Annotated in this window: 25 protein-coding genes, 1 pseudogene and 1 other annotated feature; of the genes and pseudogenes, 10 read left to right on the forward strand and 16 right to left on the reverse strand. The window is 43.3% G+C overall.

Going from position 1 to position 24,309, the window contains the following annotated elements; translation table 11 throughout:
* Nucleotides 1–12: 12 nt before the first annotated feature.
* The gene (locus FGG79_RS18715; protein WP_138781157.1) at nt 13–1,083 is read right to left on the reverse strand and encodes a D-alanine--D-alanine ligase; all 1,071 of its coding nucleotides are present in this window, start codon (nt 1,081–1,083) and stop codon (nt 13–15) included.
* A 297-nt stretch (nt 1,084–1,380) separates the two neighbouring features.
* Between FGG79_RS18715 and FGG79_RS18720 the strand changes: the two genes are divergently transcribed.
* Nucleotides 1,381–2,568: a dicarboxylate/amino acid:cation symporter gene (locus FGG79_RS18720; RefSeq protein ID WP_138781159.1), complete on the forward strand. Its 1,188-nt coding sequence runs from the start codon at nt 1,381–1,383 to the stop codon at nt 2,566–2,568.
* A gap of 37 nt (nt 2,569–2,605) precedes the next feature.
* Here FGG79_RS18720 and rbsK read toward each other — a convergent pair whose 3' ends face one another.
* The gene (gene rbsK / locus FGG79_RS18725) at nt 2,606–3,490 is read right to left on the reverse strand and encodes a ribokinase (RefSeq protein WP_138781160.1); all 885 of its coding nucleotides are present in this window, start codon (nt 3,488–3,490) and stop codon (nt 2,606–2,608) included.
* Nucleotides 3,491–3,590: 100 nt separating this feature from the next.
* Between rbsK and FGG79_RS18730 the strand changes: the two genes are divergently transcribed.
* On the forward strand, nt 3,591–4,142 hold the full coding sequence (locus FGG79_RS18730; protein ID WP_138781162.1) for a GNAT family N-acetyltransferase: 552 nt from the start codon (nt 3,591–3,593) through the stop codon (nt 4,140–4,142).
* A 13-nt stretch (nt 4,143–4,155) separates the two neighbouring features.
* Nucleotides 4,156–5,244: an FAD-dependent oxidoreductase gene (locus FGG79_RS18735; protein ID WP_171050999.1), complete on the forward strand. Its 1,089-nt coding sequence runs from the start codon at nt 4,156–4,158 to the stop codon at nt 5,242–5,244.
* On the opposite strand, the gene FGG79_RS18740 is transcribed toward FGG79_RS18735, so the two are convergent.
* The 8 genes from FGG79_RS18740 to FGG79_RS18775 form a co-directional block, all read right to left on the reverse strand.
* Nucleotides 5,177–6,196, reverse strand: coding sequence for a nuclease-related domain-containing protein (locus FGG79_RS18740; protein WP_138781166.1), 1,020 nt, complete (start codon nt 6,194–6,196; stop codon nt 5,177–5,179). The two genes, FGG79_RS18735 and FGG79_RS18740, sit on opposite strands and share 68 nt — an antisense overlap.
* 302 nt (nt 6,197–6,498) lie before the next feature.
* Nucleotides 6,499–7,923 carry a dihydrolipoyl dehydrogenase family protein gene (locus FGG79_RS18745; protein WP_138781168.1) on the reverse strand — a complete coding sequence of 475 codons (1,425 nt, stop codon included), beginning with the start codon at nt 7,921–7,923 and terminating at the stop codon, nt 6,499–6,501.
* Nucleotides 7,924–7,935: 12 nt separating this feature from the next.
* Entirely contained in the window at nt 7,936–8,517 is a 582-nt protein-coding gene (locus FGG79_RS18750) for a CDP-alcohol phosphatidyltransferase family protein (protein ID WP_138781170.1), read from the reverse strand.
* A gap of 14 nt (nt 8,518–8,531) precedes the next feature.
* On the reverse strand, nt 8,532–9,191 hold the full coding sequence (locus FGG79_RS18755; protein ID WP_138781172.1) for a TVP38/TMEM64 family protein: 660 nt from the start codon (nt 9,189–9,191) through the stop codon (nt 8,532–8,534).
* A 12-nt stretch (nt 9,192–9,203) separates the two neighbouring features.
* Nucleotides 9,204–10,172, reverse strand: a complete 969-nt coding sequence (locus FGG79_RS18760) for an ABC transporter ATP-binding protein (RefSeq protein ID WP_171051000.1) — start codon at nt 10,170–10,172, stop codon at nt 9,204–9,206.
* A complete protein-coding gene (locus FGG79_RS18765) occupies nt 10,169–10,966 on the reverse strand; it encodes an ABC transporter permease (RefSeq protein WP_138781176.1) in 798 nt (265 codons plus the stop codon). Before FGG79_RS18765 ends, FGG79_RS18760 begins: the two co-directional genes overlap by 4 nt.
* Nucleotides 10,967–10,977: 11 nt before the next feature.
* Entirely contained in the window at nt 10,978–11,841 is an 864-nt protein-coding gene (locus tag FGG79_RS18770; protein WP_138781178.1) for an ABC transporter permease, read from the reverse strand.
* Nucleotides 11,819–13,051, reverse strand: a complete 1,233-nt coding sequence (locus tag FGG79_RS18775; protein WP_138781180.1) for an ABC transporter substrate-binding protein — start codon at nt 13,049–13,051, stop codon at nt 11,819–11,821. Before FGG79_RS18775 ends, FGG79_RS18770 begins: the two co-directional genes overlap by 23 nt.
* Before the next feature lie 343 nt (nt 13,052–13,394).
* On the opposite strand from FGG79_RS18775, the gene FGG79_RS18780 reads away from it, so the two are divergent.
* Nucleotides 13,395–13,883, forward strand: coding sequence for a BsuPI-related putative proteinase inhibitor (locus FGG79_RS18780; protein WP_171051001.1), 489 nt, complete (start codon nt 13,395–13,397; stop codon nt 13,881–13,883).
* A 36-nt stretch (nt 13,884–13,919) separates the two neighbouring features.
* Here FGG79_RS18780 and sfsA read toward each other — a convergent pair whose 3' ends face one another.
* Nucleotides 13,920–14,642 (reverse strand): DNA/RNA nuclease SfsA, encoded by a 723-nt coding sequence (gene sfsA / locus FGG79_RS18785; RefSeq protein WP_171051002.1) that lies wholly within the window; start codon nt 14,640–14,642, stop codon nt 13,920–13,922.
* A 14-nt stretch (nt 14,643–14,656) separates the two neighbouring features.
* A complete protein-coding gene (locus tag FGG79_RS18790; RefSeq protein WP_240794330.1) occupies nt 14,657–15,430 on the reverse strand; it encodes a hypothetical protein in 774 nt (257 codons plus the stop codon).
* Between the two features lie 441 nt (nt 15,431–15,871).
* On the opposite strand from FGG79_RS18790, the gene FGG79_RS18795 reads away from it, so the two are divergent.
* Entirely contained in the window at nt 15,872–17,047 is a 1,176-nt protein-coding gene (locus FGG79_RS18795; RefSeq protein WP_138781186.1) for an FtsW/RodA/SpoVE family cell cycle protein, read from the forward strand.
* A 52-nt stretch (nt 17,048–17,099) separates the two neighbouring features.
* Nucleotides 17,100–17,305, forward strand: a binding site (T-box leader).
* Nucleotides 17,306–17,356: 51 nt separating this feature from the next.
* Nucleotides 17,357–19,045: pseudogene (gene argS, locus FGG79_RS18800) on the forward strand (arginine--tRNA ligase).
* 29 nt (nt 19,046–19,074) lie between these two features.
* On the opposite strand, the gene FGG79_RS18805 reads toward argS, so the two are convergent.
* Nucleotides 19,075–19,599, reverse strand: coding sequence for a hypothetical protein (locus FGG79_RS18805; protein ID WP_138781188.1), 525 nt, complete (start codon nt 19,597–19,599; stop codon nt 19,075–19,077).
* Between the two features lie 157 nt (nt 19,600–19,756).
* Between FGG79_RS18805 and FGG79_RS18810 the strand changes: the two genes are divergently transcribed.
* Nucleotides 19,757–20,338: a YqaA family protein gene (locus tag FGG79_RS18810; protein WP_138781190.1), complete on the forward strand. Its 582-nt coding sequence runs from the start codon at nt 19,757–19,759 to the stop codon at nt 20,336–20,338.
* A gap of 41 nt (nt 20,339–20,379) precedes the next feature.
* Here FGG79_RS18810 and FGG79_RS18815 read toward each other — a convergent pair whose 3' ends face one another.
* The 3 genes from FGG79_RS18815 to FGG79_RS21925 all read right to left on the reverse strand — a co-directional run bounded on the left by FGG79_RS18815 (nt 20,380) and on the right by FGG79_RS21925 (nt 22,051).
* Nucleotides 20,380–21,279: a diacylglycerol/lipid kinase family protein gene (locus FGG79_RS18815; protein WP_138781192.1), complete on the reverse strand. Its 900-nt coding sequence runs from the start codon at nt 21,277–21,279 to the stop codon at nt 20,380–20,382.
* A gap of 253 nt (nt 21,280–21,532) precedes the next feature.
* A complete protein-coding gene (locus tag FGG79_RS18820; protein ID WP_240794331.1) occupies nt 21,533–21,817 on the reverse strand; it encodes a hypothetical protein in 285 nt (94 codons plus the stop codon).
* Between the two features lie 84 nt (nt 21,818–21,901).
* On the reverse strand, nt 21,902–22,051 hold the full coding sequence (locus tag FGG79_RS21925; RefSeq protein WP_098351100.1) for an Lmo0850 family protein: 150 nt from the start codon (nt 22,049–22,051) through the stop codon (nt 21,902–21,904).
* 165 nt (nt 22,052–22,216) lie between these two features.
* Between FGG79_RS21925 and safA the strand changes: the two genes are divergently transcribed.
* From safA to FGG79_RS21930, 3 genes are all read left to right on the forward strand, one after another.
* Entirely contained in the window at nt 22,217–22,837 is a 621-nt protein-coding gene (gene safA / locus FGG79_RS18825) for a SafA/ExsA family spore coat assembly protein (RefSeq protein WP_138781194.1), read from the forward strand.
* A gap of 533 nt (nt 22,838–23,370) precedes the next feature.
* A complete protein-coding gene (locus FGG79_RS18830; RefSeq protein WP_138781196.1) occupies nt 23,371–23,784 on the forward strand; it encodes a CBS domain-containing protein in 414 nt (137 codons plus the stop codon).
* 225 nt (nt 23,785–24,009) lie between these two features.
* Nucleotides 24,010–24,177 carry a hypothetical protein gene (locus FGG79_RS21930; protein WP_171051003.1) on the forward strand — a complete coding sequence of 56 codons (168 nt, stop codon included), beginning with the start codon at nt 24,010–24,012 and terminating at the stop codon, nt 24,175–24,177.
* Nucleotides 24,178–24,309 lie beyond the last annotated feature (132 nt).

Here is a 24,309-nt window from a genome sequence, read left to right on the forward strand (position 1 = left end):
GTCCCAAGTTGTTTACATCGTATGTTTGATGGTTTGTTTCTCTTGATAACGCTCTAAGCCAAGCTCTACCAGTTTGCCGATCAGGGTAGGGTAATCGACACCCGTATGCTTCCAAAGAAGCGGGAACATGCTGAATGGCGTGAAGCCAGGCATCGTATTCACTTCATTCATATAAATCTGTCCATCTTCCGTTAAGAAGAAGTCGGCACGTACAAGTCCTGAGCAATCGAGGGCTTTATACGAATCAATCGCAATCTTCTTCATTTCGTTGTAGATGCTTCCTTCTACTTCTGCTGGGATGATGAGGGCTGTATCGCCATCCTCATATTTTGCTTTGTAATCATAGAAGTCCTTTTTCGGTACGATTTCACCTGCCACCGAGCATTCAGGCTGATCATTCCCCATTACGCCAAGCTCGATTTCACGGGCCTTCACGCCTTCTTCAATGATGATCTTACGGTCGAACTGGAATGCTTCAGAGAAGGCGGCCTTCAGTTCTTCACGAGAAGTACATTTGCTAATCCCAACTGAGGACCCCAAGTTCGCAGGCTTTACAAAGCAAGGATAACTGATTTCTTCTTCTACTTGCTTATATGCCGCTTCCGGGTTTCCTTGCCAAGTACTGCGAATGAACCAGGTGTAATTGACTTGTGGAATACCTGCTTGTGCAAATAAATTCTTCATGATGACTTTATCCATTCCGGCAGATGAAGCAAGGACTCCATTTCCGACATACGGCAGATTCAATAGTTCAAGCATTCCCTGAACGGTTCCATCTTCCCCATTCGGTCCGTGAAGCAATGGGAAAATCATGTCATATCCCTCAGAATCTGAAGGGGCGATGGAGGTACTTAATGCATTCGGGGCCATTTCTTCCCCATCTTGGAACTGTAATGCTTTCACATCTTCAACGGGAGCATCCAATTGTGGACCCTTGATCCACCTGCCTTCCATTGAGATGAAAATAGGATGAATTTCATATTTATTTAAGTCCAGGGCACTGATTACGGCCTTGGCTGTTTGCAGGGATACATTGTGTTCAGCAGATTTTCCGCCATACAACAAGCATAACTTCGTTTTCATGAATACGTTACCTCCAATATTAACAATAGATGTTTCTATTTTATCACTTTCATCAGAAAGGGAAAGAATGATTCATATGGAAAATAAAAATTACCACATTTGTCTTAATCCAAATGGCATTTCAAGAACGCCCAATATATATGTATGCAAGTGAAAACTAGTATGCGATAGGAAGTTACCATCATTATTCTGAATACATTTAAAATTTCGCCTATTTAAAAAGCTATTAAATTATCATTCTACAAGGTGTATAATCCTCCTATTAAAAACATTTGTACTTTCAAGGAGGACACCCAGATGAGAAAGCTTGGTTTATTACCTAAAATTATTTTAGGAATCGCGTTAGGTATTATCATCGGAGCATTTGCCCCGGAATGGTTCGTGAAAATCTTCGCCACGTTCAATGGATTATTCGGCAACTTCCTCGGATTCGCGATTCCATTAATCATCATCGGATTTATTGCTCCGGGAATTGGATCCATGGGCAAAGGAGCAGGCAGACTGCTTGGATTAACTACAGCTCTCGCATATGGTTCCACGGTACTCGCCGGCCTACTTGCCTTTACGGTTGCGAAGTCTATTTACCCAACTTTACTCGCTAATCAAACTTCCCAATCATTTGAAAATCCGGAAGAAGCTCTTCTCAAAGGGTTCTTCACAGTAGACATGCCTCCTATTATGGGCGTCATGTCAGCGTTGCTGATTGCCTTCACAATCGGTCTTGGGATGGCTGCCATTAAAGGAGATACTCTTCAAAAAGGCATGAATGAATTTAGAAACATCGTTGAACTTGTGATTGAGAAGATTATCATTCCTCTCTTACCGGTTCATATCCTTGGTATTTTCGCCAACATGACACAAGGTGGACAAGTAAGTGCCATCATGTCAGTATTTGCTAAAGTATTTGTTATGATCATTCTCTTACATGTTGTCTTTTTAGCCTTACAATATACAGCGGCTGGTACATTGAGAAAACAAAATCCCATTGTTATGATAAAGGGCATGCTTCCAGCTTACTTCACAGCTTTAGGCACACAGTCTTCTGCGTCTACAATACCTGTGACGCTTGAGCGTTCTAAGAAAATCGGTGCAAGAGAACGGATTGCTGACTTCTCCGTCCCGCTACTTGCAACGATTCATTTATCTGGTAGCACCATCACCCTGGTCAGCTGTGCCATGGCGGTCATGTTCATACAGGGAGAAGCACTGCAGTTCACTCAGCTCTTCCCATTCATTCTGATGCTCGGCATCACGATGATCGCAGCGCCTGGAGTTCCGGGGGGAGCGGTTATGGCAGCACTTGGATTACTCGAAACCATGCTCGGGTTCGGACCAACGATGACCTCCCTCATGATTGCCCTGTACTTAGCACAGGACAGCTTCGGAACAGCATGTAACGTGACAGGAGACGGAGCGATCACATCAATCGTGGACAAACTGACCCAAAAAAAGAAAGTCCCCGTATCGAAAGTAAAAGCTAGCTAGTCTACAAAGGTCCGTCCCTCAAATTGAGGGACGGACCTTACTTTTGTTGAAGGGCTCTTTCTACTTCTTCTCGCGTGGGCATTCCGCCTTGCGCACCGAATTTGGTCACCGAAATGGATGCGGCACGATTTGCAAAGCGCAGGCTTTCCTTCGTGGTCTTCCCTTCCGAAAGGGCTACCGCAAAGGCTGCGTTAAATGTATCCCCCGCCCCCGTTGTATCTACTACTTGTACGGGATACGTTGAGACAACCACTTCCTGTTCACCGTCGAAGTAGCGGACACCCTTTCTCCCCTCAGTGATAAAGAGTTTATGGGGATACGCCTTGAGAGCGTCTTTCGCTTCTATTCCTGAAAATAGAATAGATGCTTCATGTTCGTTTGGCGTAAGATAAGCAACCGCGTCGATGATCTCCTTATCCACTTTACGGGCAGGTGCCGGGTTCAGCATGAGTGGTATTCCGTGATGTTGGCAAATCCTACTCACATAGGCCACGGTTTCTTCCTGAATCTCCTGCTGGATCAGGACTATGGTTGAGTCAGCAATCAAGCTTTCCGCCTTTCCCACGACTTCCGGAGTGAGATGGGCATTCGCTCCTTGTACAACAATGATACTATTGTCTTCTTCGGACAGCACAATATGTGCCGTACCACTCTCCCCTTCCACCACTTTCATAAAGCGTGTATCCACACCATTCCGTTGTAGGTTTTCCATGATCTCGGTTCCATAATGATCGGTTCCGACGCATCCGACCATACACACTTCTGCTCCGAGGCGGGCGGCGGCAACTGCCTGATTGGCCCCCTTTCCTCCTGGCACCGTTGTAAATGATTCCCCTAATACCGTTTCACCTGCTTGGGGCCGTTTTTTCGATGTGACCACCAAGTCCATTGAACTACTTCCAATTACCGTGATGCGCTTCATCCTATCAACCTCTCTGATCATTTTCCGAACGAACTCCACTCCTATTATTGTTATTTTCTGTATAATGGAAATAATAACATACTAAAGGAGTGCTCATGAATTGAAATTAACTAGTCGACGTGTAACACTAAGAAAAATAGAAGAAAGAGATCTTCCCACTCTTTGGGACTTCATTTACGGGGAGCCTTCTCCTGAATGGAAGAAATGGGACGCCCCTTATTTTGAACATAAATGGGTCACCCGACAAGAGTATATCGAATCCTCTAGAAGAAATAAGAGTCGTAACGATGAATTCCAGCGGATCATTGATGTGGACGGAACCATCATCGGTACGGTCAGTTACTATTGGGATTACGAACCCACTAGATGGCTTGAAGCGGGTATCATTATCTATGATCCAGCATACTGGAACGGCGGATACGGGACTGAAGCGTTAACGCTTTGGGTCGACCATCTCTTTGAAACAAAGGAAATCGGCCGGGTTGGCATCACGACGTGGTCTGGAAACGAACGGATGATGAAGGCCGCAGAGAAAATCGGGATGGAGCTCGAAGGTCGAATGCGCAAATGCCGTTACTACAATGGTGTCTACTACGACTCGATTCGGATGGGCATGATTCGGGAAGAATGGGAAGAAAAACGCTCTCTCTAAAAGGAGTTTCATGATGAAAACGATCATCTTAGTCGGTGGCGGACATACCCACCTATACTGCTTAAAAAAACACAAACAATATCAGGATGAAAGCGTGAAATGGATTCTCATTTCACCTTCCCGTTATCAATACTATTCCGGGATGTTTTCCGGTTACACAGAAGGAATGTATTCATTAGAAGAAACCCGCATCGATTTAGAGAACCTGTGCGAAGGGTCCGGATGTGAATTTGTCGAAAGTACTGTTCTTTCGATTGACCCTGATCAACAACATCTTCTCACGGACAAAGGGGACATCTTCACCTACGATTTCGTTTCCTTCGACATCGGATCCCGTAATGATTCATTGGATATTCAAGGCTTACACGAACACAATCTTCCCATCAAACCAAACTATCGTTTCCCTGAACAAATAGAAAAACTGCATCAGAGCCAGAAAACCGTCTTTATCGGGGGAGGTGCGGCAAGCATTGAAATGGCTCTATCGTTGAAGGCGTGGAAGATGGTACATGGGCATGAGAACCACTCCATCACAGTCGTTCATTCCTCACCCCTTTTAGAGAAAGCCGGCACGTATTCTTCTGAAAAAATGAAGGACGTTACTCTTTCAAAAGGAATCAACCTTCATCAAGGACGCGTGGAAATCGTAAAAGCTACTCAAGTACATACAGATAAAGGTGAGATCCTTGATTTCGACGAAGTGATTTTCCTCGGCGGACCCAAAGCACCTCCCCTATTCGGGAGCAGCATAATACCGACAGATGATAAGGGTTTTCTCCTGGTGAACAGCTACCTTCAATCCGTCGCATATCCCAACATCTTCGGAACCGGAGACTGTGCCACCTTGAAAGATTTCCCCGAACTCCCGAAAAACGGGGTGACAGCGGTAAGACAAGGCCCTGTTCTATGGAAGAATCTTCGCGGAGCAGTAGCCAAAGGAAAAATCATTCCCTTTGAACCACAGAAGCGCTATCTTGCGATTATGTCGATTGGGAATAAACAAGGGTTCTTAAACTTCGGATCGTTTTCATTGGTCAGTGGTTGGGCTTGGCGGTTGAAGAATTGGATTGATGTGCGTTTTGTTGGGAGATATGAGGGGTGAGGTGGTAGGACTTTTCTTTTGTTACACCTGTTGATGAGAGCTGCATGGACATAAGGATTTTATAGGCAATCTTTCTCGATTTCAGGTGGAGGAAGGTCCTTGCCTGCTTGTTGGTAATTTGGTGAGATATTAATAGGGAATAGTCCTTGAGGGCAGATATATGACCATCTTTTGATTTCCCACCACATTTCTGGCATTCCCAGTGAGCATATCTCCTGATCATAGGAAGGTGGCGGCATTCCGCACACTGTACCCCTGATAATATCTCACTTGGGGAAACCCCATATACTTCTTGAGGAAAAACTATAAGGGGTGTGTGCTTTTTCACTACTAAATTGGAGAATTTCTTTACTTGTTTCATAGGAATATGCTCGTTTCGATGTCGTGAAAGCAGAGATAGAATCCACGCTTCTACATTTTCCACCCTGATCACATTATTGTATTTCTCATGAGGAGAAGCGGTCTCTAGAACTGTGGATCGATTAGTCATGACAACTAGTGTGGCAATTGGGATGGAGGGGATCTTCATTTTTTCAAACCAACGAACCAATTGTTTCTTCTGGCGCTCAACCTGGGTAACAGGATGACCGAACGCTTCTTCTTTATCCTCAAGCTTTCGTATAGCTTGGTCGAACCTCGAATCTAATGTGAAAATTCCAGCAATGTTTTTGACCTCTAAAATGATGAAGACTTGCGGAGTTAAGATGAGGGTATCGATTTGAAAATAACGACCGTCTATTTCGAGGCGGAGGTCATGAAGGATGAGTATATTCTTATCTTCAGATATAAACTTCAGGTGATAGTCCAGTTGTAATTCTCCTCTGTAACCGGCTTTTCGTTTGGCTAAATCTGTCTTTACGATTTGCCATATGGCATGAGTTGGCAGCAGTCTTTCTACTAATGCTTCATTCATTAAGATTCTCCGTGGAATCTCCCTTTTTTTTACGTTCAATTTATCAACTCCTTTGTTTTGTTACTTAATCTATTCGACATTTGCTTGAAAAACCCTTTATTTTTCCAAATATAATGTGTCGTTTGTGTTGTTTGGTAGTTTATTGGGCCACTTTCTACGTTTATCGGGCCACTTTTAGCATTTATTGGGCCACTTCCGGGTATCATTGGGCCACTTTCACCATTCATTGGGCCACTTTCACCATTCATTGGGCCAAATTGTGAACACCATCACCAGCACCATCACACCCCCACACCAAAAAAACGCAACCGCCTCCCAGCAGTCGCGCTCCTTGCAACACCTTACCTAAACAACTCCACATACTTCTTACTAATCACAGGCAGCACACCATCGAACAGTTTTTCTCTCCAGTACAGATCTGCTGTCTGCTGGACCGCGGCTGCGTGATTCGGGTATGGGTAGACCATGTTGGAGAGGGCGCCGATTTTGCTCCCTTTTTCCATCGCGAAGATGACAGGTTGCATCCAGTCACCGGCACCGGACCCGATTGCGTGAGCGCCGAGGATCTTACCGCTTGCATCGGTGATGATTTTCACCATTCCTTCTGTACGGTGATCGGCGACGAAGCGATCGACTTCGTCTAACCTTTTCTTATAAACTTTATATTCTATTCCTTGTTCCCCTGCTTCTTCCTCGGTCAATCCAATATGAAAGATTTCTGGTGTCGTATAGGTTGTCCAAGGTAGTTTGTTGTATGACACTTTCCGCTTTAATCCAAACACGGCATTTTGGACGACGAGCTTTCCTTCCATTCCCGCTCCATGTGTAAATGGATATCGGCCATTGACGTCCCCAATGGCGAAAATATGGGGATGGTTCGTTCTCAGTTCATCATTAACTTTAATAAAGCCCCGGTCGTCCACTTCCACTCCGGCCGCTGACAGGTTTAACGATTCTGTACCAGGCTTGCGTCCGGTTGCAAGGAATAATAGGTCTCCCTCGACAGAATGCTCTTCACCTTCTTGCACATAATGAACCATTTTCTGGCCATCAGACTCTGAAACCAGCTTGATATCCGCTCCATACACGAACTGAATGTCCTTTTCCAATAAACCTGTTGCCATTTCCTGGATTTCTTTATCTTCTTTCACGAGAACCTCATCATGCTTTTCAAGGACTACGGCTTCTGATCCTAAATGAGAAAATGCTTGGGCAAGCTCTAAACCGATGGGTCCCCCTCCGATGAATACGACGCGACGTGGCAGTTCATCCACTTCAAATACTGTTTCATTCGTATGGTATTCAACGCCCTCTATGCCTTCGATTTCAGGGATGAGGGGACCTGACCCTGTGGCCACGACTATTCTCTTCCCGGAGATCCGGTCCTCTTTTTCCACTAGAATGGTGTGAGGATCCAGAAACTCTGCTCCTCCGAAGTAAATATCGACTCCTAATTGGAGGAAGCGGTCGGGGTCATCATGCTCTTGGATATGAGCGATGGCATCTTGGACTCTCTCCTTCACCTTCTTCATATCAACTGAGCCTTTTGTTTCGAAACCATAGTCCGTGCTTCTCCGAATCGTTGCCACTTCCCTAGCCGATTCGATAAAGGCTTTGGACGGTACGCAGCCAAAGTGAAGGCAGTCTCCGCCGAGTAAGCCGCTTTTTTCGATGAGTGCCACTTTTGCTCCAAGAGAAGCAGCTCCGGACGCGACGGTCAGTCCGCCGGCTCCGCCTCCTATTACAATTAAATCGTATTGGTTCATCTGTATCTCTCCTTATGAAAGTAATCGTTTCGCTTCTAAGAATCGCTGCAAGCCCGTATACAACTCCACAACAAAAAATAATAAGGTGGTCCACAGGACGATGGATGGTAGTAGCATCATGATGCTAAATAGAATGAAGCCTTCCGTCCTTTCAGCAAGTCCTGCCTGATAGAAAAAGGATTTCATTCCTTGTTTCTCTGAGACGGCGCCGACTGTTAGGAAGATCGTCATGGAAATGATGATCGAGACACTCAGTAACAGGAGAGCCCACATGATGTCGGGATGTAAAAGGGCAACTCCTAGGATGACACTGATCTCGACAATCCGGTCAAAGGTCACATCCATGACCGTCCCGAATGGAGAAGGTTTGGTGAGTCTGGCCATGGTACCATCGACCGCGTCCAAGAAGCCGGATAGCCATAATAAGAGGACAGCTATGATCGGAAACCCAAGGTAATAGACAAGACCAGTCGTCGAACCTACTAGAAATGCGCTCACCGTCACTTGATTGGCAGAAAATCCTCTTTTCAGTAACTGCCGGGCCGTTCCCTCTATACTTGGCTGCACCCACTTACGGGCATGCGTGTCTAACATGTGTTCCCCATCCTTTACTTCTCATCTTTACTCGATAATCCCAACCAGCTTTTCATCTTCTTTTTAAAAATGAACGGGAGGATAATCATACATAAGAAAAATGCGATTGCAATATATAAATTCGTCCGATCTTCTCCTACCAAGCTTGACCCCAGAAAGACATACCCAAACGTACCTGGTAAAATTCCGATGGCCGTGGCGGTAATGAACGGAATGTATCGTACTTTCCCCATTCCCGCAAGATAACTGATGAGATCGAAGTTCAAAAAAGGTACAAGTCGTAATAGGAGGACATAAATGAAGCCGTTCTCCTCCATCTTCTCACGTATCTTCAGCATGCGGGGAGATGGTTTTCTCACTAGTTTCTCTCCCAGATAACTTGCTGCATAATAGGCAACCGTTGCGCCTCCCAACGCTCCGAGAATAATATAAATGAAGCCTTCCCATGCACCGAAGGCAAGACCTGCAGCCAATGACAGGATGGAAGCAGGAAAGAGGATCAATGGACGGATGGTATAGACAACAACAAAAACAATCGGTGCCCAAATGCCAAATGATACAATCCAATCCCTGATATCAAGTGGCTTCACATGAAAGAAATTTCGGCTAAGCCACATGAGGAGCAGTAAACTAGCAATGAATAGTAAAATCTTACCGATTTCCTTCTTCTTCATCATTCTTCCCTCCTATTCCTCTTTCTGAAACGTTTGAATGTTCTCTTTCATCCCGAAAAGCCAAATCGTTTCGTTGGATGTGTTCATTTCAAGTGGTAGATTCAGCTTCTGGTTCAGTTCTTCTACCCATATTTCATAGATATTGGTCCCTGCCACGAATAATTTTTGGAGCACGGTTCCCTTCCAATTTGGAAAGGGAAGATGTTGATCGGTTGAGGACACGCTGAGATGGGATGCGTGAATGAATTGCTGCTGTTGAAGAACGAGCCCATCACTCATGAAAGAAGCGACAAATGGAGAGCGAGGGCGATAATAGATTTCTTCTGGAGGCCCGATTTGAAGGAAGCTTCCTTCATTCAAAACCCCTATCAGATCTCCCATTTCATATGCTTCATCCCGGTCGTGGGTCACAAAAAGCACTGTGGTTTCTTCTTCTTTCAGCATCGTCCGCATCCATTGTCTCAGCTCTTTCCTTCGCTTTAGGTCAAGACTGCTGAAAGGTTCATCTAAAAGCAATAGTTTAGGCTTTAAGATGAGGGAACGGATGAGTGATACCCTTTGTTCCTGTCCGCCTGAAAGCTCGGATGGATAATGATGCATGACTCCCCCAAGACCGACTCTTTCAATATAGTCCTTTGCTTTCTGCTTATTCTCACCTTTACTCTTCCCTTTCATCTCTAACCCGTACATGACATTTTCAAGGACATTCATATGAGGGAATAGCAAAGGCTGCTGAAAGACCATTCCAATCGGTCGATTCTGAGGCTTTATGGATGAAATATCCTTCCCATCGATTATCATTTTCCCTGTTGTAGCGGACTCTAGTCCAGCTAAAATGCGAAGAAAGGTGGACTTTCCAGAACCGGAGGCCCCGACCACCGAGAGAATTTCCCCTTTTTTCAGAGAGAATGTGACGTTTGTTAAAATCTCTTTATCCTTAAATGTTTTCGATATTTGATTGATGTCGATATATGAACTCAATGCAACTTCCTCCCGCCTAGGTGCTGATAAGGGAGAATGAATTTCAAACACCCTTCCAGAATGATGTATAACATGATGGGAATGAGTGCGAACACGAGGGAGAACGCGGCCATTACCGCTTCATCTGCCGTGTTGGTAAAAGGATAAAAGACCATCGCCAATGTTACGACATTCCCTCCGCCAATAATCGCTGTAAGCACATATTGACTCAAGCTGATGACAATGGTGAGAAATAATACACTGCGAATGCTTGGAAGAAGCAACGGCAATTCAATATGATAAAAGCGTTGAAACGCATTGCCCCCTAGTATGGTGGATTGTTCCATTAATTTTGTCCCAATCCGCTCATATCCTGATTTAAACATTTTGATACTATACGGTATCGTTGGTACCAAATGAACAAGGGCCACTCCCGTCCAGTGATCTGAAAGGCCATATCGAATGAACGTAATATGAAGTCCGATGGCAACAATCAGGACAGGGAGAAATAGCGGGAGCAACAAGAGGGCTTCCATCATTGATTTGCCTCTGAAAGATGTAAAGGAAAACACTTTCCCCGCTGTTAGACCAATCAGCAGATTGAAAGCCAGTACGACAATAGCAATCCATATGGATACTCCAATCGAATCCAGGAACTCCCCTTCCTTCATGAGCAGCTTCCACGCTCGCAAACTCGGTTCTACCGGAGCAGGATTTCCCCAAATCCAAACCCCGAAAAAGCTCTTATATACTAAAAATAAAAGCGGAAAAACAAAGAAGAGTAGGGATATGCTGTAGAATAACGATTTTCTCATGTAAACCACCTCTAATTCCGAATCCCTTTTGTGATGTGCATTCGTTTTTTGTTTGTAAAATATAGAATGAACCACATGACAAACCCGATCCCTAGACCCACGAGTACCAGGGAGGCAAACGCGAATGGACGGTCACTCCAATTTCCGCTGTAAAACCAGTCATACGCAAGGATCGCAAGCATCTGTGGTGACGTCACTCCCAATAACTGAGGCACTTCAAAGGCTGTAAAAATGAAGGCAAAGAGTATCGACCCTGTTTCGATCAGGACAGGGAGCAGAAATGGCCACTCCGCTACCCAGAATGCTTTATAGGAACCTGCCCCTAATAAAGAAGCGACTTCTTTATACCTTTTCGAAATCGTCGCGTACACCGGTAATAGCATCAGGGTGACGAAGGGCACTTCCTTCCAGACATAAGTCAATATAATCCCGACTCCATGGCGGTCCTGAACCAGCAAAGGAAACTGACTCCGACCTTCAATCCACCCCGCTCCTCCAAGGATGTTAGAGAGGAAGCCGCTTTGATTAAAGAGTAAATAAACGAGATAGGCCCACACGAAGTGAGGAACGACCATCGGAATCCAAACGAGAAGCTTATATTTATTTTCCTGTAGCAATGGAGCGAATGCCCTCACGATGCCTAAGCCGAGGATCAGCGCCAGAATGGTTGAGATGATCGTTACGGTAAAGCTGAATAGAACGGATGTGTTAAACCGATTCTGTTCAAACAAATCCAGATAATGCCGGAATGTTATCGTCTCCCCGTCCCTAACACTCTCAAGGACCGCAAGTATGATCCCCAGTCCCGGAATAAGAATGAAAAAGAGGATGGCTGGAAGAAGGAGAAGTGCCTTATTGACTTTCAGCCACTTCACGGATCCAACTCTCCTTTAACCATTCTACGTAGGCAGCATCAAGCTCTCCAATGAAATTTTCTTCTAGGACAGATGCCTCTAATACACTCTCACCCCGGTCGATGCTCATAAACTTCTTTTTCCATTCATCATCCAGTTTTTCATAGGAAATAGGTGAGCTTTCTCCCCAATAATCAGGCTTTACCTTCTCATACTGGGCTTCAGGGGATAGAAACTCATTGATAGCTACCATGGCTCCTTCTTTATTGGGACTATTAAATGGGATCGAAAGAAAATGAGTGTTGCCGATCGATCCGATATCCTGTAACAGAAACGATTTTGTGCTATCTGGAAACACACCATCTTTGATCAAATGTTCCGCTCTTGCTTCATTGTATCCCATTGTCATCCAAACCTCTTCTTGACTATAGAGCTTATCAAGATCGGTCAAAGTGGAAGGATACGTCTCTCCTTTTCTCCACAGATACGGCTTAAGGTCATTTAACTCTTTCCAAACGTCCTCCCCTATTTCCCCTGCTTTTTCTTTATCAAAAGGGGATTGAGCTAAATCTGAATCGGTTTTTTCATACAGGAGGTGTCTAAGAAAGGCATTCCCGGTGAAATCAGCCGGATTAGGATAAGTGAATTTACCAGGATTCTCTTTGATAAACCCTTTTAAATCTTCGAAATTTGTTGGAGGATTTTTCACTTTATCACCATTATAGAAAAATGCAAATTGAACTTTTCCCCAAGGAGCTTCATATCCTTCTGTTTCCGTACCGAAATCGTATTGAAATGCTTCACTTTCTGTATCGTAATATTTCGTATAATTGGGAAGCCTTTCAGTAAAGGAACCTGCCAACAAATCATTTTCTTTTGCGTTTTTAAAGTTTTCTCCATTGATCCAGACGATATCAATCGTTCCATTTTCTTTCCCGGCCCGCTTCTCTGTTTGAAGCTTCTGGAGAATTTCTGCAGTGTCCAGAGGGACTCGATTTAATTCAATATCGTTCTTTTCTTTCAGCATAGGAGCAACCACCTCATCGACATAACGATTGATTCCATCGTCGCCGCCCCACATAAACATGTTCACCTTAGTACCCTTCGCTTTCGAAGTGACCTGCTCCCAATCTCCATCAGGGATGCCCTCATTATCAGTTGCATTTGAAGGCCCACAAGCAGATACTACTAATAAGGAAATAATACTTATAATAGCTAACCATTTTTTCATACACATTGCTCCTTTGCTATATTTATAAAAAGTCTATTCGTATTCATTGCTGCGATTGAATGTTTAAAAAAGCTCTTTCAAATTCGTTAATCGAAGGTCGCTTACACATAAAAGGACCTGCCCTAGTAGCAAAATGGGTGCAAGCAACTATCATTAGTATAATTCAATTGTACTGAACCTAAGGATATAAAAAAGTAATCTGCCTTACATATGTAAATCTATGCCCATACCGGAAAAAAAAACTCGTTCGGCACATTGTTATAAGTCATCGTGCCCATATTCGTTAAGGCTTGTAACCTTTTTCTTTAAATTATGTCTAATAAGGTAAGGAGGTGGGATGGACATGTTGCGATTGATATTCGTGTGTGTCATTTTTATGGTGGGAATAGCGGGCTGTGGGAAGGCTAATGAAAAGGCCGAAGAACAGACCGATGTGGAGAAACAGACAGATGCGTCAGAAGAGGCTTCTGTACAGAAAGGGATTGTTGCTGGCAAAATGGAACCATCACTAACGAAACAGGACTCAAGCGGACAGAGTGTCTATGTATATACTGTGAAAAACCAGACAGAACAGGAGAAGACCTTTGTATTCTCCTCGGGACAGACCATTGATTTCGAACTTCAAAATCAAAAGGGTGAAGTCGTTTATAAGGATTCAAAGAAAAAAATGTATACCCAGGCGATACAGGAAATCACCATTAAACAGGGAGAAGAATTTTCTCAGAAAGTGGTTCTTCCAAAGGTCGAAAGCGGTACGTATACATTGACCGTCTGGTTAACAGCCAAGGGGGACGAGAACTATAAAGCAGCGACGGAAGTGCATGTGGACTAGATATAAAAAAGGATTAATCTTCACGCTCAGTGATGATTAATCCTTTTTGGTGTAAACGGGTAATGGCCCAGTTAGGGAGATACGTTCCGGTGTCACCATACAGCTTCTTCCGAAAAATCGGACACCCTTACTATCCGCATCTTCCATGACACGGGCAAAAAGGGGATCGATTTCAGGTGCCGATGTAATCCCGTGCAAATCGGTACGCTGAGCAATGAACATAACAGCCGTTTGATACCTTCCGTCCTCCTGTAAATGGGTCAATTCCTCAACATGCCTTGCTCCTCTTGCCGTTACGGAATCGGGAAATTTGCCTATTCCGTCTTCTACCATGGTGACACTTTTCACTTCGAGTAGTAATTTTTGATCATTTTGTTTATGGGTGAGTAAGAAGTCGAATCGTGAACGGCCGACCTTAAACTCGGCTCTTTCCAACTGCCATTCGTTCAGTTCCTCAAGCCTCTCCTGCTTCAAGGCTTCGTGCACTAAACGGTTAGGATAGTGAGTATTCAGTGAAACGTATATATCGGCTGAGGGATCATACGTCATGACCGCTGACCATTTGGTTTTCCGTTTGGGATCTGTGGATTCCTGTAGCCAGATCGGACCTCCTGAGACCAATAAATCTTTTAATCTGCCCGGGTCAGGCAAGTGTACCTTTTCTTTAGTTCCTGTTGGAAGTTCACACTCTAACACAAAACGATTCAATCGATTGAGAAATACAGCCTGAACGAGGGTGTCCTGAAACTGTAAATGCACCAACCCGTCACCTATCATCGAAGTAATGCACTCCAGCTTTTCGTTTTACGATCATAGGATAATAATCCGTTGGCAGGGGACTTGCAGATGCGCTTATAATCCTCTGCCATCTCGTCCATGTCGTAATAATCCCCAATCACCCATATTGGAATTTCGATTTTCCCTCGGCTTACGATGGCTTTTTCTAAAGAAATGACCATTCCTTCTTTTAATTTATCCTTAAATGAATGGATGACTTCTTTTCCGATGAGGGGATAGGCTTTCTCCTTCTTCATGCCAAATAGGCCTTTTCCGCCTTTGACCGTGTTCAACTTTGATGAAACCGTCGCTCCAAGCATATGATAGAAATCCTCAAAATCCCGGTAATAGACCTTATTGAACCAACCGTCATCATGGGAAAGATAGGCATACCGATTGTTTAACTTGGAATAAAAAGGAGGGTTTAACGGCTGTTTGATGTGACCCATATAAAGAAGCTCGGCAATTTCCTGACCGTCCAATTCATTAACTCCCACTTCTTCTTCAAAATCGACCCAGCAGAAGTCTCCGTATCCTTGCACCCGATCATTCAATATTTCCTTCATTTCATCCTGCTCCACATAATCCATATGGGTATGTATATTGAAAGAACCATGCTCATACTGATGCTTAATTAGAAGTAAGTTCTTTAGGGGTTTCCGTGCATTCAATGCAAATTCGCTGAAACTGATTCCATAGGAAACCACGTACTGACGATCCGTATTTTTGTGAACATAGATGATATCTTTAACTTGATTATTTGCCTTCAAGGCCATTCCCTCCATCTGATTAACACGATGCACATTATCTATTCTCTATTTTATCAAACAAATGAGGAACATGTTCTTTTCTATTTCATTTCAAAATGATGACAAAAGTCGCAGGTAATTGTCGAAAATAGTCATATCCCGGGACTACAGGCAGTATATTTTCAATTTACAGGTTTCCTTCCACTTAGTGGACGGTTTGCTCGAATAAATGAAATGACAAGAAACGATCACAATCATGTAATAAATGGTAAGTCACCCGAGTCCTCTCCTATGAAACCCCACTCCAATAAGCTTTCCCTTTAAACCTTTTTCAAAAAATGCTGGTTCCAGGCTAAAATTCATCGAGAGATCTTCGGTATTTTCTCTCTCATCAGTAGAAATTTCCCTTCGTTTCTATTAGACTAGGTATGTGAAATCTTTAGAAATTCAGGTGAATAGATTATGGAAACTCGCCAGCGATTTGCTGATAAGATCGATTGGGGTCTTCTCTTTTTATTGATGTTGTTCTTTATTGTAAGCGCAATGGGAATAAGCAGTGCCCAAACCTCAGGGCAATACGGGACAAATTTTGTGATCAGACAGGCGTTTTGGTATGTGGTGGGTGGAATTATTATCGGAGCCGCGCTATTCCTGGACTCGGACCAGTATAAGCGTCTTGCTTGGTACATATACGGTGCGGGAATTTTCTTGCTCGTTCTATTATTAATTTCACCAGAAAGCATCGCACCTCATAGAAATGGTGCTAAAAGCTGGTTCATGCTTGGCCCGCTAGGCTCTATACAGCCTTCAGAGTTCATGAAGACCTTTCTTATCCTTGCCTTGGCTCGGGTCATTACGAACCATAATGAACTGAATCCAAGTAAAACCATTCAATCAGACTTTCAGTTATTGATTAAGATTGGCCTTACCACCCTTGTTCCTCTAGCCTTTATTATGCAGCAACCGGACTTAGGGACATCACTCGTCATTTTAGCCATCATGACTGGAATCATCTTGGTTTCAGGTATTACGTGGAAGCTCATCGTTCCTATCTATGCTTCCATAGGAGTACTCGGAGCCGGTATCCTTTCACTGGTAATTTGGGCACCTGATTTATTGGAAAAGTACTTAAACGTTAAGCCGTATCAATTTGGTCGTATCTATGCTTGGCTGGACCCGTATAACTATGCGAAATTAGAAGGGTTCCACTTGATCAACTCCCTTAACGCCATAGGTTCAGGCCAGATTTTCGGAAAAGGGTATAGTGACCGGGAAGTATATATACCGGAAAACCATACGGACTTTATCTTCAGTGTGATCGGAGAAGAATACGGATTTATTGGAGCAAGCGTAGTCATCAGCTTGTACTTCCTGTTAATCTACCATTTGACCAAAACAGCGTTGGACACGAAAGAACCTTTTAATGCCTATGTATGTGCTGGGATTATTAGTATGATTACCTTCCATGTGTTTCAGAATATCGGCATGACGATTCAATTATTACCGATTACCGGGATTCCTCTTCCGTTCATCAGCTATGGGGGGAGCTCCCTCATGGGAAATATGCTCGCACTCGGACTTGTGTTCAGTATGAGATTTCATCATAAAACGTATATGTTTTCTTCAGAAGATTCTTAATTACTGGTTGCATTCATCACCAATATGTGTAAAATAATAGTAATTAGATATGGATGATTCAATGACGAAGAGAGTAATGCTGACGTGAATCAATAGCGAGCCGGGGGGCGGTGGAAGCCTGGTGTGAAGCTCGGGATGAAACGCACTTCTGAGAAGTTTTTCTTGAATACAGTAGGGAAAAACCGGGTTTCTCCCGTTATGCAATGAGCGCCCCCTTGGGGAATAAGAGTGGTACCGCGAGCTAAACTCGTCTCTATGTGATATAGAGGCGGGTTTTTTTGTTGTTCAAATTAATGGAGGTGTAAGGAAATGGATTTGAAATCAATACTAGCCAATGCGTTAAAGTCACATATCCTGACTGAATGGAATGAGAACGATCTCTATGAGTGGATTGAAACGCCAAAGCATACACATTTAGGGGACTTGTCCTTCCCGTGTTTCCAGTTGGCCAAAACCCTTAAAGAATCTCCTGCTGTCATCGCTAGTGAAGTTGCCGGTGAGCTTTCCTCTCCTCTCTTCACTAAAGTAGAGGCAGTTGGACCCTATGTGAATATCTATTTTGATGGAGGCAAAATCGGGAAAGAAGTTGTTTCAGATATTTTAGTACAAGGAGAAGAGTATGGTGCTAAACAGTTCGGTGAAAATAAAACCATTGTATTAGACATGTCTTCTCCTAATATTGCAAAGCCCTTCTCCATGGGACATCTCCGCTCAACGGTGATAGGAAATTCCATTGCCACCATCGCTGAAAAATGCGGCTATTCCACAGAAAAGATCAACTATATCGGGGATTGGGGTACCCAATTCGGTAAATTAATTGTCGCTTTCAAAAAGTGGGGAGATCCAGAAGTGGTCAAAGCGAACCCTATTGCAGAACTTTTCGTGCTGTATAAGAAATTTCATCAGGAGGCTGAAATCGATCCTTCACTCTAAGAAGAAGGAAGAAGAGCCTTTAAGCTTCTAGAAGATGGAGATGAAGAAGTGACGGAGCTGTGGAAATGGTTTAAAGTCGAATCCCTCGAAGCCTTTAAAACCATTTACTTTTTACTTGGAGTTGAATTCGATTCCTATAATGGGGAAGCATTTTTCAACGACAAGATGGAGGAAATCGTGACATTGCTCCAAGGCGCAGATCTCCTAGAAACCTCCCAAGGCGCTAAGGTGGTTAGAATGGAAGAAGAGAACATGCCCCCTTGCCTGATAAAAAAAACAGATGGGGCTACCCTATATGCCACCCGGGACCTGGCAGCTGCCCTGTATCGAAAGCGGCATTATGACTTTGACGCGGCCCTTTATATTGTCGGTCAGGAACAGACCATCCACTTTAAGCAAGTGATGAATGTTCTGAAAAAGCTTGGATTCGACTGGGCTGATGATATGAAACATATACCGTTCGGCCTTTATTTAAAGGATGGAAAGAAAATGTCCACGCGTAAAGGCAGAGTCATCCTCCTTCAAGAAGTGCTTCAAGAGGCAATAAAAATAGCAGAAGAAAATATTAAGCAGAAAAACCCTAGTTTAAAGAATGCAGATAAGGTTGCACAGGATGTTGGAGTTGGAGCGATCATTTTTCATGACCTGAAAAATGACCGTCTCAACGATATTGAATTCTCTTTAGACCATATGCTCACTTTCGAGGGAGAAACGGGACCTTATATTCAATATACGTATGCCAGAACACAGTCCCTCCTTAGAAAAGCAGGAGCTCTCCCTCCTTTGACGTTCGAAGGGCTGGATGATCCTGAAAGCTGGGAAGTGATAAAGCAACTGCGATTATTCCCTGAGATTATTGAAAAGTCTTGGCAGAACTATTCACCATCTGTCGTCGCCAAGTATTTAATCGATACCTCACAAAGCTTTAACCGTTATTACGGTAAAACAAAAATCATTTCCAAGGACTCAAACCAACCAACCCGCCTTGCCCTGGTTCAAGCTGTCGGGATTGTCCTTGCCGAAGGGTTACGATTACTTGGAATGAACTGCCCTGCGGAAATGTAGATTTCTGTCACTATTTCCCGAGAAATAGACTATTTTCGTTTGAGGCTTTTTTCAAGTTTTACAATAAGCTTCATTCCTATACCGATGGAGAGAATGACGATACCTAACACTCCCCACTTCTTTAAATCGGCTTCACTTTTCAATTCCTGAAGGGTGACTTGTTTAGAAGGGGGAGATCCTTCTCCAAGCTCGGCTATCGACTCCTTCGCACCATCTATATCGACTGATCCACTACATGCTTCAACTGTATACTTCCCCTTTTGTTTCTGGGCATAGAAGAGATATGTTCGATCTTCTCTAAAATTAAATCCGCAAGACGTTTTGTTTGTGTATAGGTATACGTTGCTTGCTTTCAATCCTTTCCACGTACTAATCACTTCCACAGCTGCCACTTCTTTATGCTCATCCACTTTCACTACCTCACCCACAAACACAGCATCGGCATCTGTGAAATGAACCTCATCGCTCTTCTCTACACATTTACATGCAATAACAGCAATCGGTAGAAATAGTAGAAAACAGCTCACAAAGATGAATATCCTCACCATTTTCACGAAAATCCTCCCCTTTATACATTCGACGGATTTTCCATGAAATGGTTTCACTATGACAGGATAATTCATGACTCCCATTATAAAAAGTGATATACTTTCTTATGTTCTATTAAAATCGAAATTTGACGCTTTTTGAATAAAGGAGATTGCTGAACTTATGTCTGAACTACTTCACGCTTTTGAAGCTTGGTTACTGGATTATGGTGTATGGGGGTTAATTCTTGTTTCTTTCGCCGATTCATCTTTTTTCCCCATTCCACCTGATGTACTCCTGATCCCATTAGCAATAGCCAACCCGGGTAGCGCATTGCTTTATGCCCTCTATACGACCATTGCGTCTGTTATTGGGTCTCTTTTCGGCTGGTTGATCGGTAAAAAGCTTGGACGACCGATTCTTGTACGTTTGTTCTCTGAACCACGAATACAGAAGGTAGAAGAATACTTTACTAAATATGGACCGATGGCTCTTCTCATCGCAGGACTGACGCCTGTCCCTTATAAGATTTTCACGATATTCGCCGGTGTTTCCGGTGTGAGGATCCGGGTACTAGTGATCTGGTCGATTATCGGTAGAGGAATTCGTTTCTTTCTCGAAGGGGCGATTATCCTCACTCTGGGAGCAAAGGCTAAACCATTTATTGAGGAAAACTTTACACTCCTAACTCTAGGAGCCGGTGGAGTGTTGGTTGCCGTTTACCTTGTTTACTTGGTAGTTAAAAAGAAAAAACGCACCCCTTGATATAAAAAGAGGATTGGATACGACGTATCCAATCCTCTTTTTTATTCGGAAGTCCCCACTACAAAACGCAGATGCTGCTGCAACACTTGAAGGGACTGGCTTCTTCCTTCATATAGTTCCCCATCCATATCGAGCTTTTCATTTTGACCAAGTTCAATATGTGCTTCTTTTGCTTGAAGATGCATAATATCCTCATATTGTTCGCTTATATTCCCCGTACTCCTGATGACGAGGAATTCCTTTAACAACGGAAATCCACTTTTTTTGACCACGTAGATATCCATTAAACCATCGTCCATTTCAATACTGTTCGGCAGTGGGTTGGAGCCTATTGAACGTCCATTGGCCACAAGGAGCATGACCACTTCTTCTTCCACTACCTCTTTCTCTGTGGTGACCTTCACATTCAGGATAGGTGAATCCTGAATCGATTGAAATGCACTTATATAGTAACTTAATTTACCGAGGACGCTCTTTGAGCCCACATCAATATTGTCGCTTGTCTGAGAAATCAAGCCTGTTCCCCAGAAGTTGCTGAAATACCTCTCGTCCGTTTTGACGATGTCGATTGCTTTTTCAAAAGGTCGTTCCGTTATGAGTTGAACAGCTTGTCTAATGTTCATAGGGATCTGTAATGAACGGGCAAAATCATTGCATGTCCCTCCTGGAAGAATGCCGACAAGCGGACGATTTTCAAGGGAAGATAATCCATTGATGGCTTCATGGATCGTCCCGTCACCACCCAGGATCACAACGAGCTCATATCTGTTACCTGTCTCCCTGCAAGTTCTTTCTGCATCGCCCTTTTCTTTTGTCTTATGAATGATTAAATTTGTGCATATATCCAGCAGGGGAGGCACTGCATCCTTCAATAGTACCTCTAACGTTCCCTGACCTGCCTTCCCATTACACACAAGCAATATATCCGAATACTTTGTCATGAATATCGTCACCTAACTTATTAAGTAGTAAGAACAATTTCAGAAGAAGTTATTTACAGAAGCGCTTACACGCCAAGCCTTCCCTTGATAAACGGAAAGTTCACATTATTCCATTCGAATAAAAAGAGGCTGACCCAAAACGATGAGTTGATTTCACCCTTAATGGACCAGTCCATATACGTTCAGCGCTTATTTTCTATTCCTGTTGATATCGGGATTCATCCTCCCACGAATCTTGGGTCAACCTCTTTTTCTATGCAGTAGTGGAATCTTCCTGAGGGACTTGGAGTACAGATCGATAGGCAATTCCAAGACGCCCCTTAATATAACTTTGGGGATCATAGGGAATATGCTGATTCTGCATGCGATGAAGTTCCATTTCCGCAAACATGGCAAGGGCACGACACACCTGATCTAACGCCATGCTTACACGATGAGGATCTGTGGGTTGATCGTGGCTCATACAATAGTATGAAATCTCATCTGCCTTCTTTCTGATTTCCTTTAATGCTTGTAAATCAAACATCATTCTCTCCATGTCTACCCCTCCTCTTCACTTCTAATTAGTATATCGGGAAGAAAGGGGAAATATGTCTGTCCAACGTTTCTATATGACTGAATTTTAAGAGTCTTGGGTTAACGTCTTAGGTAATGGTTGATACTGCTTTAGTGAATGAAGAATTTCACGTCTTGACTTCGTTTTAGAAATATTCACACCGACGTTCGACAATTTCGTTATCACTTTTTTAAAGCGATCGTTCTCCTTTACCACGTTATTCACCTCTTTTTATATTATCGTTACCTATTTGTACGTTTGACCTTTAAAAAGGTTTCACTAATTGTAATATGGTTTTCCTTTTCCCTAAAAATGAAACAATAATCCTATTTTTATGCATTTCCAAAGAATAATTTGTACCAAACTACACAATTTATAAACATGAAAACGAAACGAGCTCTCTATATTGTCCTGTCGTCCTTTGTCATTAGCCTTTTGGCCCTAACTGAAGCAGCTGCTGGAAATATGTATTTAGTAAAAAAAGGAGATACCCTTTGGAACATTTCCAAACGATTTCAGATTAATTTGTCTGAACTGATTGAAGCGAATACCCACTTATCAAATCCGGATGTAATCTATCCAGGTCAAAAAATCACCATTCCTTCATTCACTGAGGCATCATCTTTCGAGAACAGGATTATGGAATTAACAAATAAAGAAAGGCAAAAGAACGGTCTGCCTCCTCTCAAGCTTGATTCGGAGCTTTCAAGGGTTGCCTTCTCTAAGTCCCGTAACATGAGGGATGTCGGATACTTCTCTCACAAAAGTCCGACTTACGGGACTCCAACCGATATGATGAAAGCTTTTCATATTCAGTTCAATGAGGCTGCTGAAAATATCGCGGCCGGGCAAACAAGCCCTGAGCAGGTCGTGCGGGAATGGATGGAGAGTCCTGGCCACCGAAAACATATACTCACCGGGTCCTATACCCATATTGGCGTGGGATATGCTGAAGGTGGCGCTTACGAAACGTATTGGACTCTACTATTGGTCGAAAGATAAGATACTATTTTGAGGGACGGACCTTCCTGGGAAAGGTCCGTCCCTCCTGCCGATAATGAGCAACTTATAAAGAAGAAAATCTATAGACTTACGTTCATGTGTGCTTACTTTCATGAAAAATGGTGTTCAACAGCTTTTTTGGACGTTGTTTTCTTATATTTTCAGGTTGTATTTGGACTTTATTGGAGGGTTTTAGTCGGTTTCAGGGTTTGGAGGATCGGTTCTGGATTTTGTTAGGATCGGTTTGACTATTTATTGGACCTGTTCTGGACTTTTATGGGCCACTTTCTCCATGTATTGTGCCACTTCCAAGGTTTATTGGACCACTTCTACCATTTATTGGGCCACTTCCACCATTTATTGGGCCACTTCCACCATTTATTGGGCCAAATAGTGAACGTTCATTATCTCCCTAATGAATAGCGGCCACCACAAACTGCATCTTCAAATATGGTAATCAAACGTATGAATAGTTCAAAGAATATATCCAATAATATACGTGTACTGCCAATATGACCAAGGGGGAATTTTGCATGCAAGTACGTGATATTATGTCGACAAATGTGGAAGCAGCTTCTAATCGGGATTCACTTGAGAGCATCGCTTCAAAGATGAATTCTAAGAATGTTGGTTCCGTTCCCATTGTTGAAAACGGACAAGTTGTCGGTATGATTACAGACCGTGATATTGCTACTCGTGGACTTAGTCAGGGTGCACAAGGAAATGTCTCTCAAGTTATGTCACAGCAAGTGGTGACCATTTCTCCGGATGCATCTGTCGAAGAAGCATCTGCCAAGATGTCACAGCATCAGGTACGCCGTTTACCGGTCGTAGAAAACGGTCAGCTTGTGGGGATGCTTGCTCTAGGGGATCTGGCAGTACAACAGCAATCTGACCAAAGTGCCGGAAGCGCCCTCAGCGGAATCTCTCAAAATCACCTCCGCTAGCAAAGGATGCGTGTGCGGACTTCAAAGCTTTCTTACATCAAATAAGAGGCTATCCTTGCGATAGCCTCTTATTTGCCTTTTTACTAGTAGGTCCGTCCCTCGATTCGACTGAATGTGATAGTGTTTGGGTTATATCGTCATTTTTTTCATGTGGAGGGAGGATTTTCTTGTTGGGTGACGAATATGTGTTAATACAAATGATGTTATGAGGAGGAGCTGGTTTCTATGAGTCGTACTGCACGATCGTACCGAAAGGAAGTTCGTCATTTCAAACGCGAGAACCGCAAAAGAGTCTTCGCCGACAGCATTTTTGATTTCTTATTTATGGTATTTGGTATATCGATGATCACAGGTATTTTATTATTTTTTTTAGGATTTTGGAATTATTATTGAACAAATCTGTCATCATCCACCCGCACTTATCCCTCTATATTAATAGTGAAGATAAAGATGTTGCCATGGGACCCTGTGGCATTTTTTTGTGAACAGATTTCAATGGATCCCTATTGATTCTTTATTATTAAA

Source organism: Bacillus sp. BHET2, assembly GCF_005938125.1.
In the GTDB taxonomy this organism is placed as follows: Bacteria; Bacillota; Bacilli; order Bacillales; family Bacillaceae_B; genus Rossellomorea.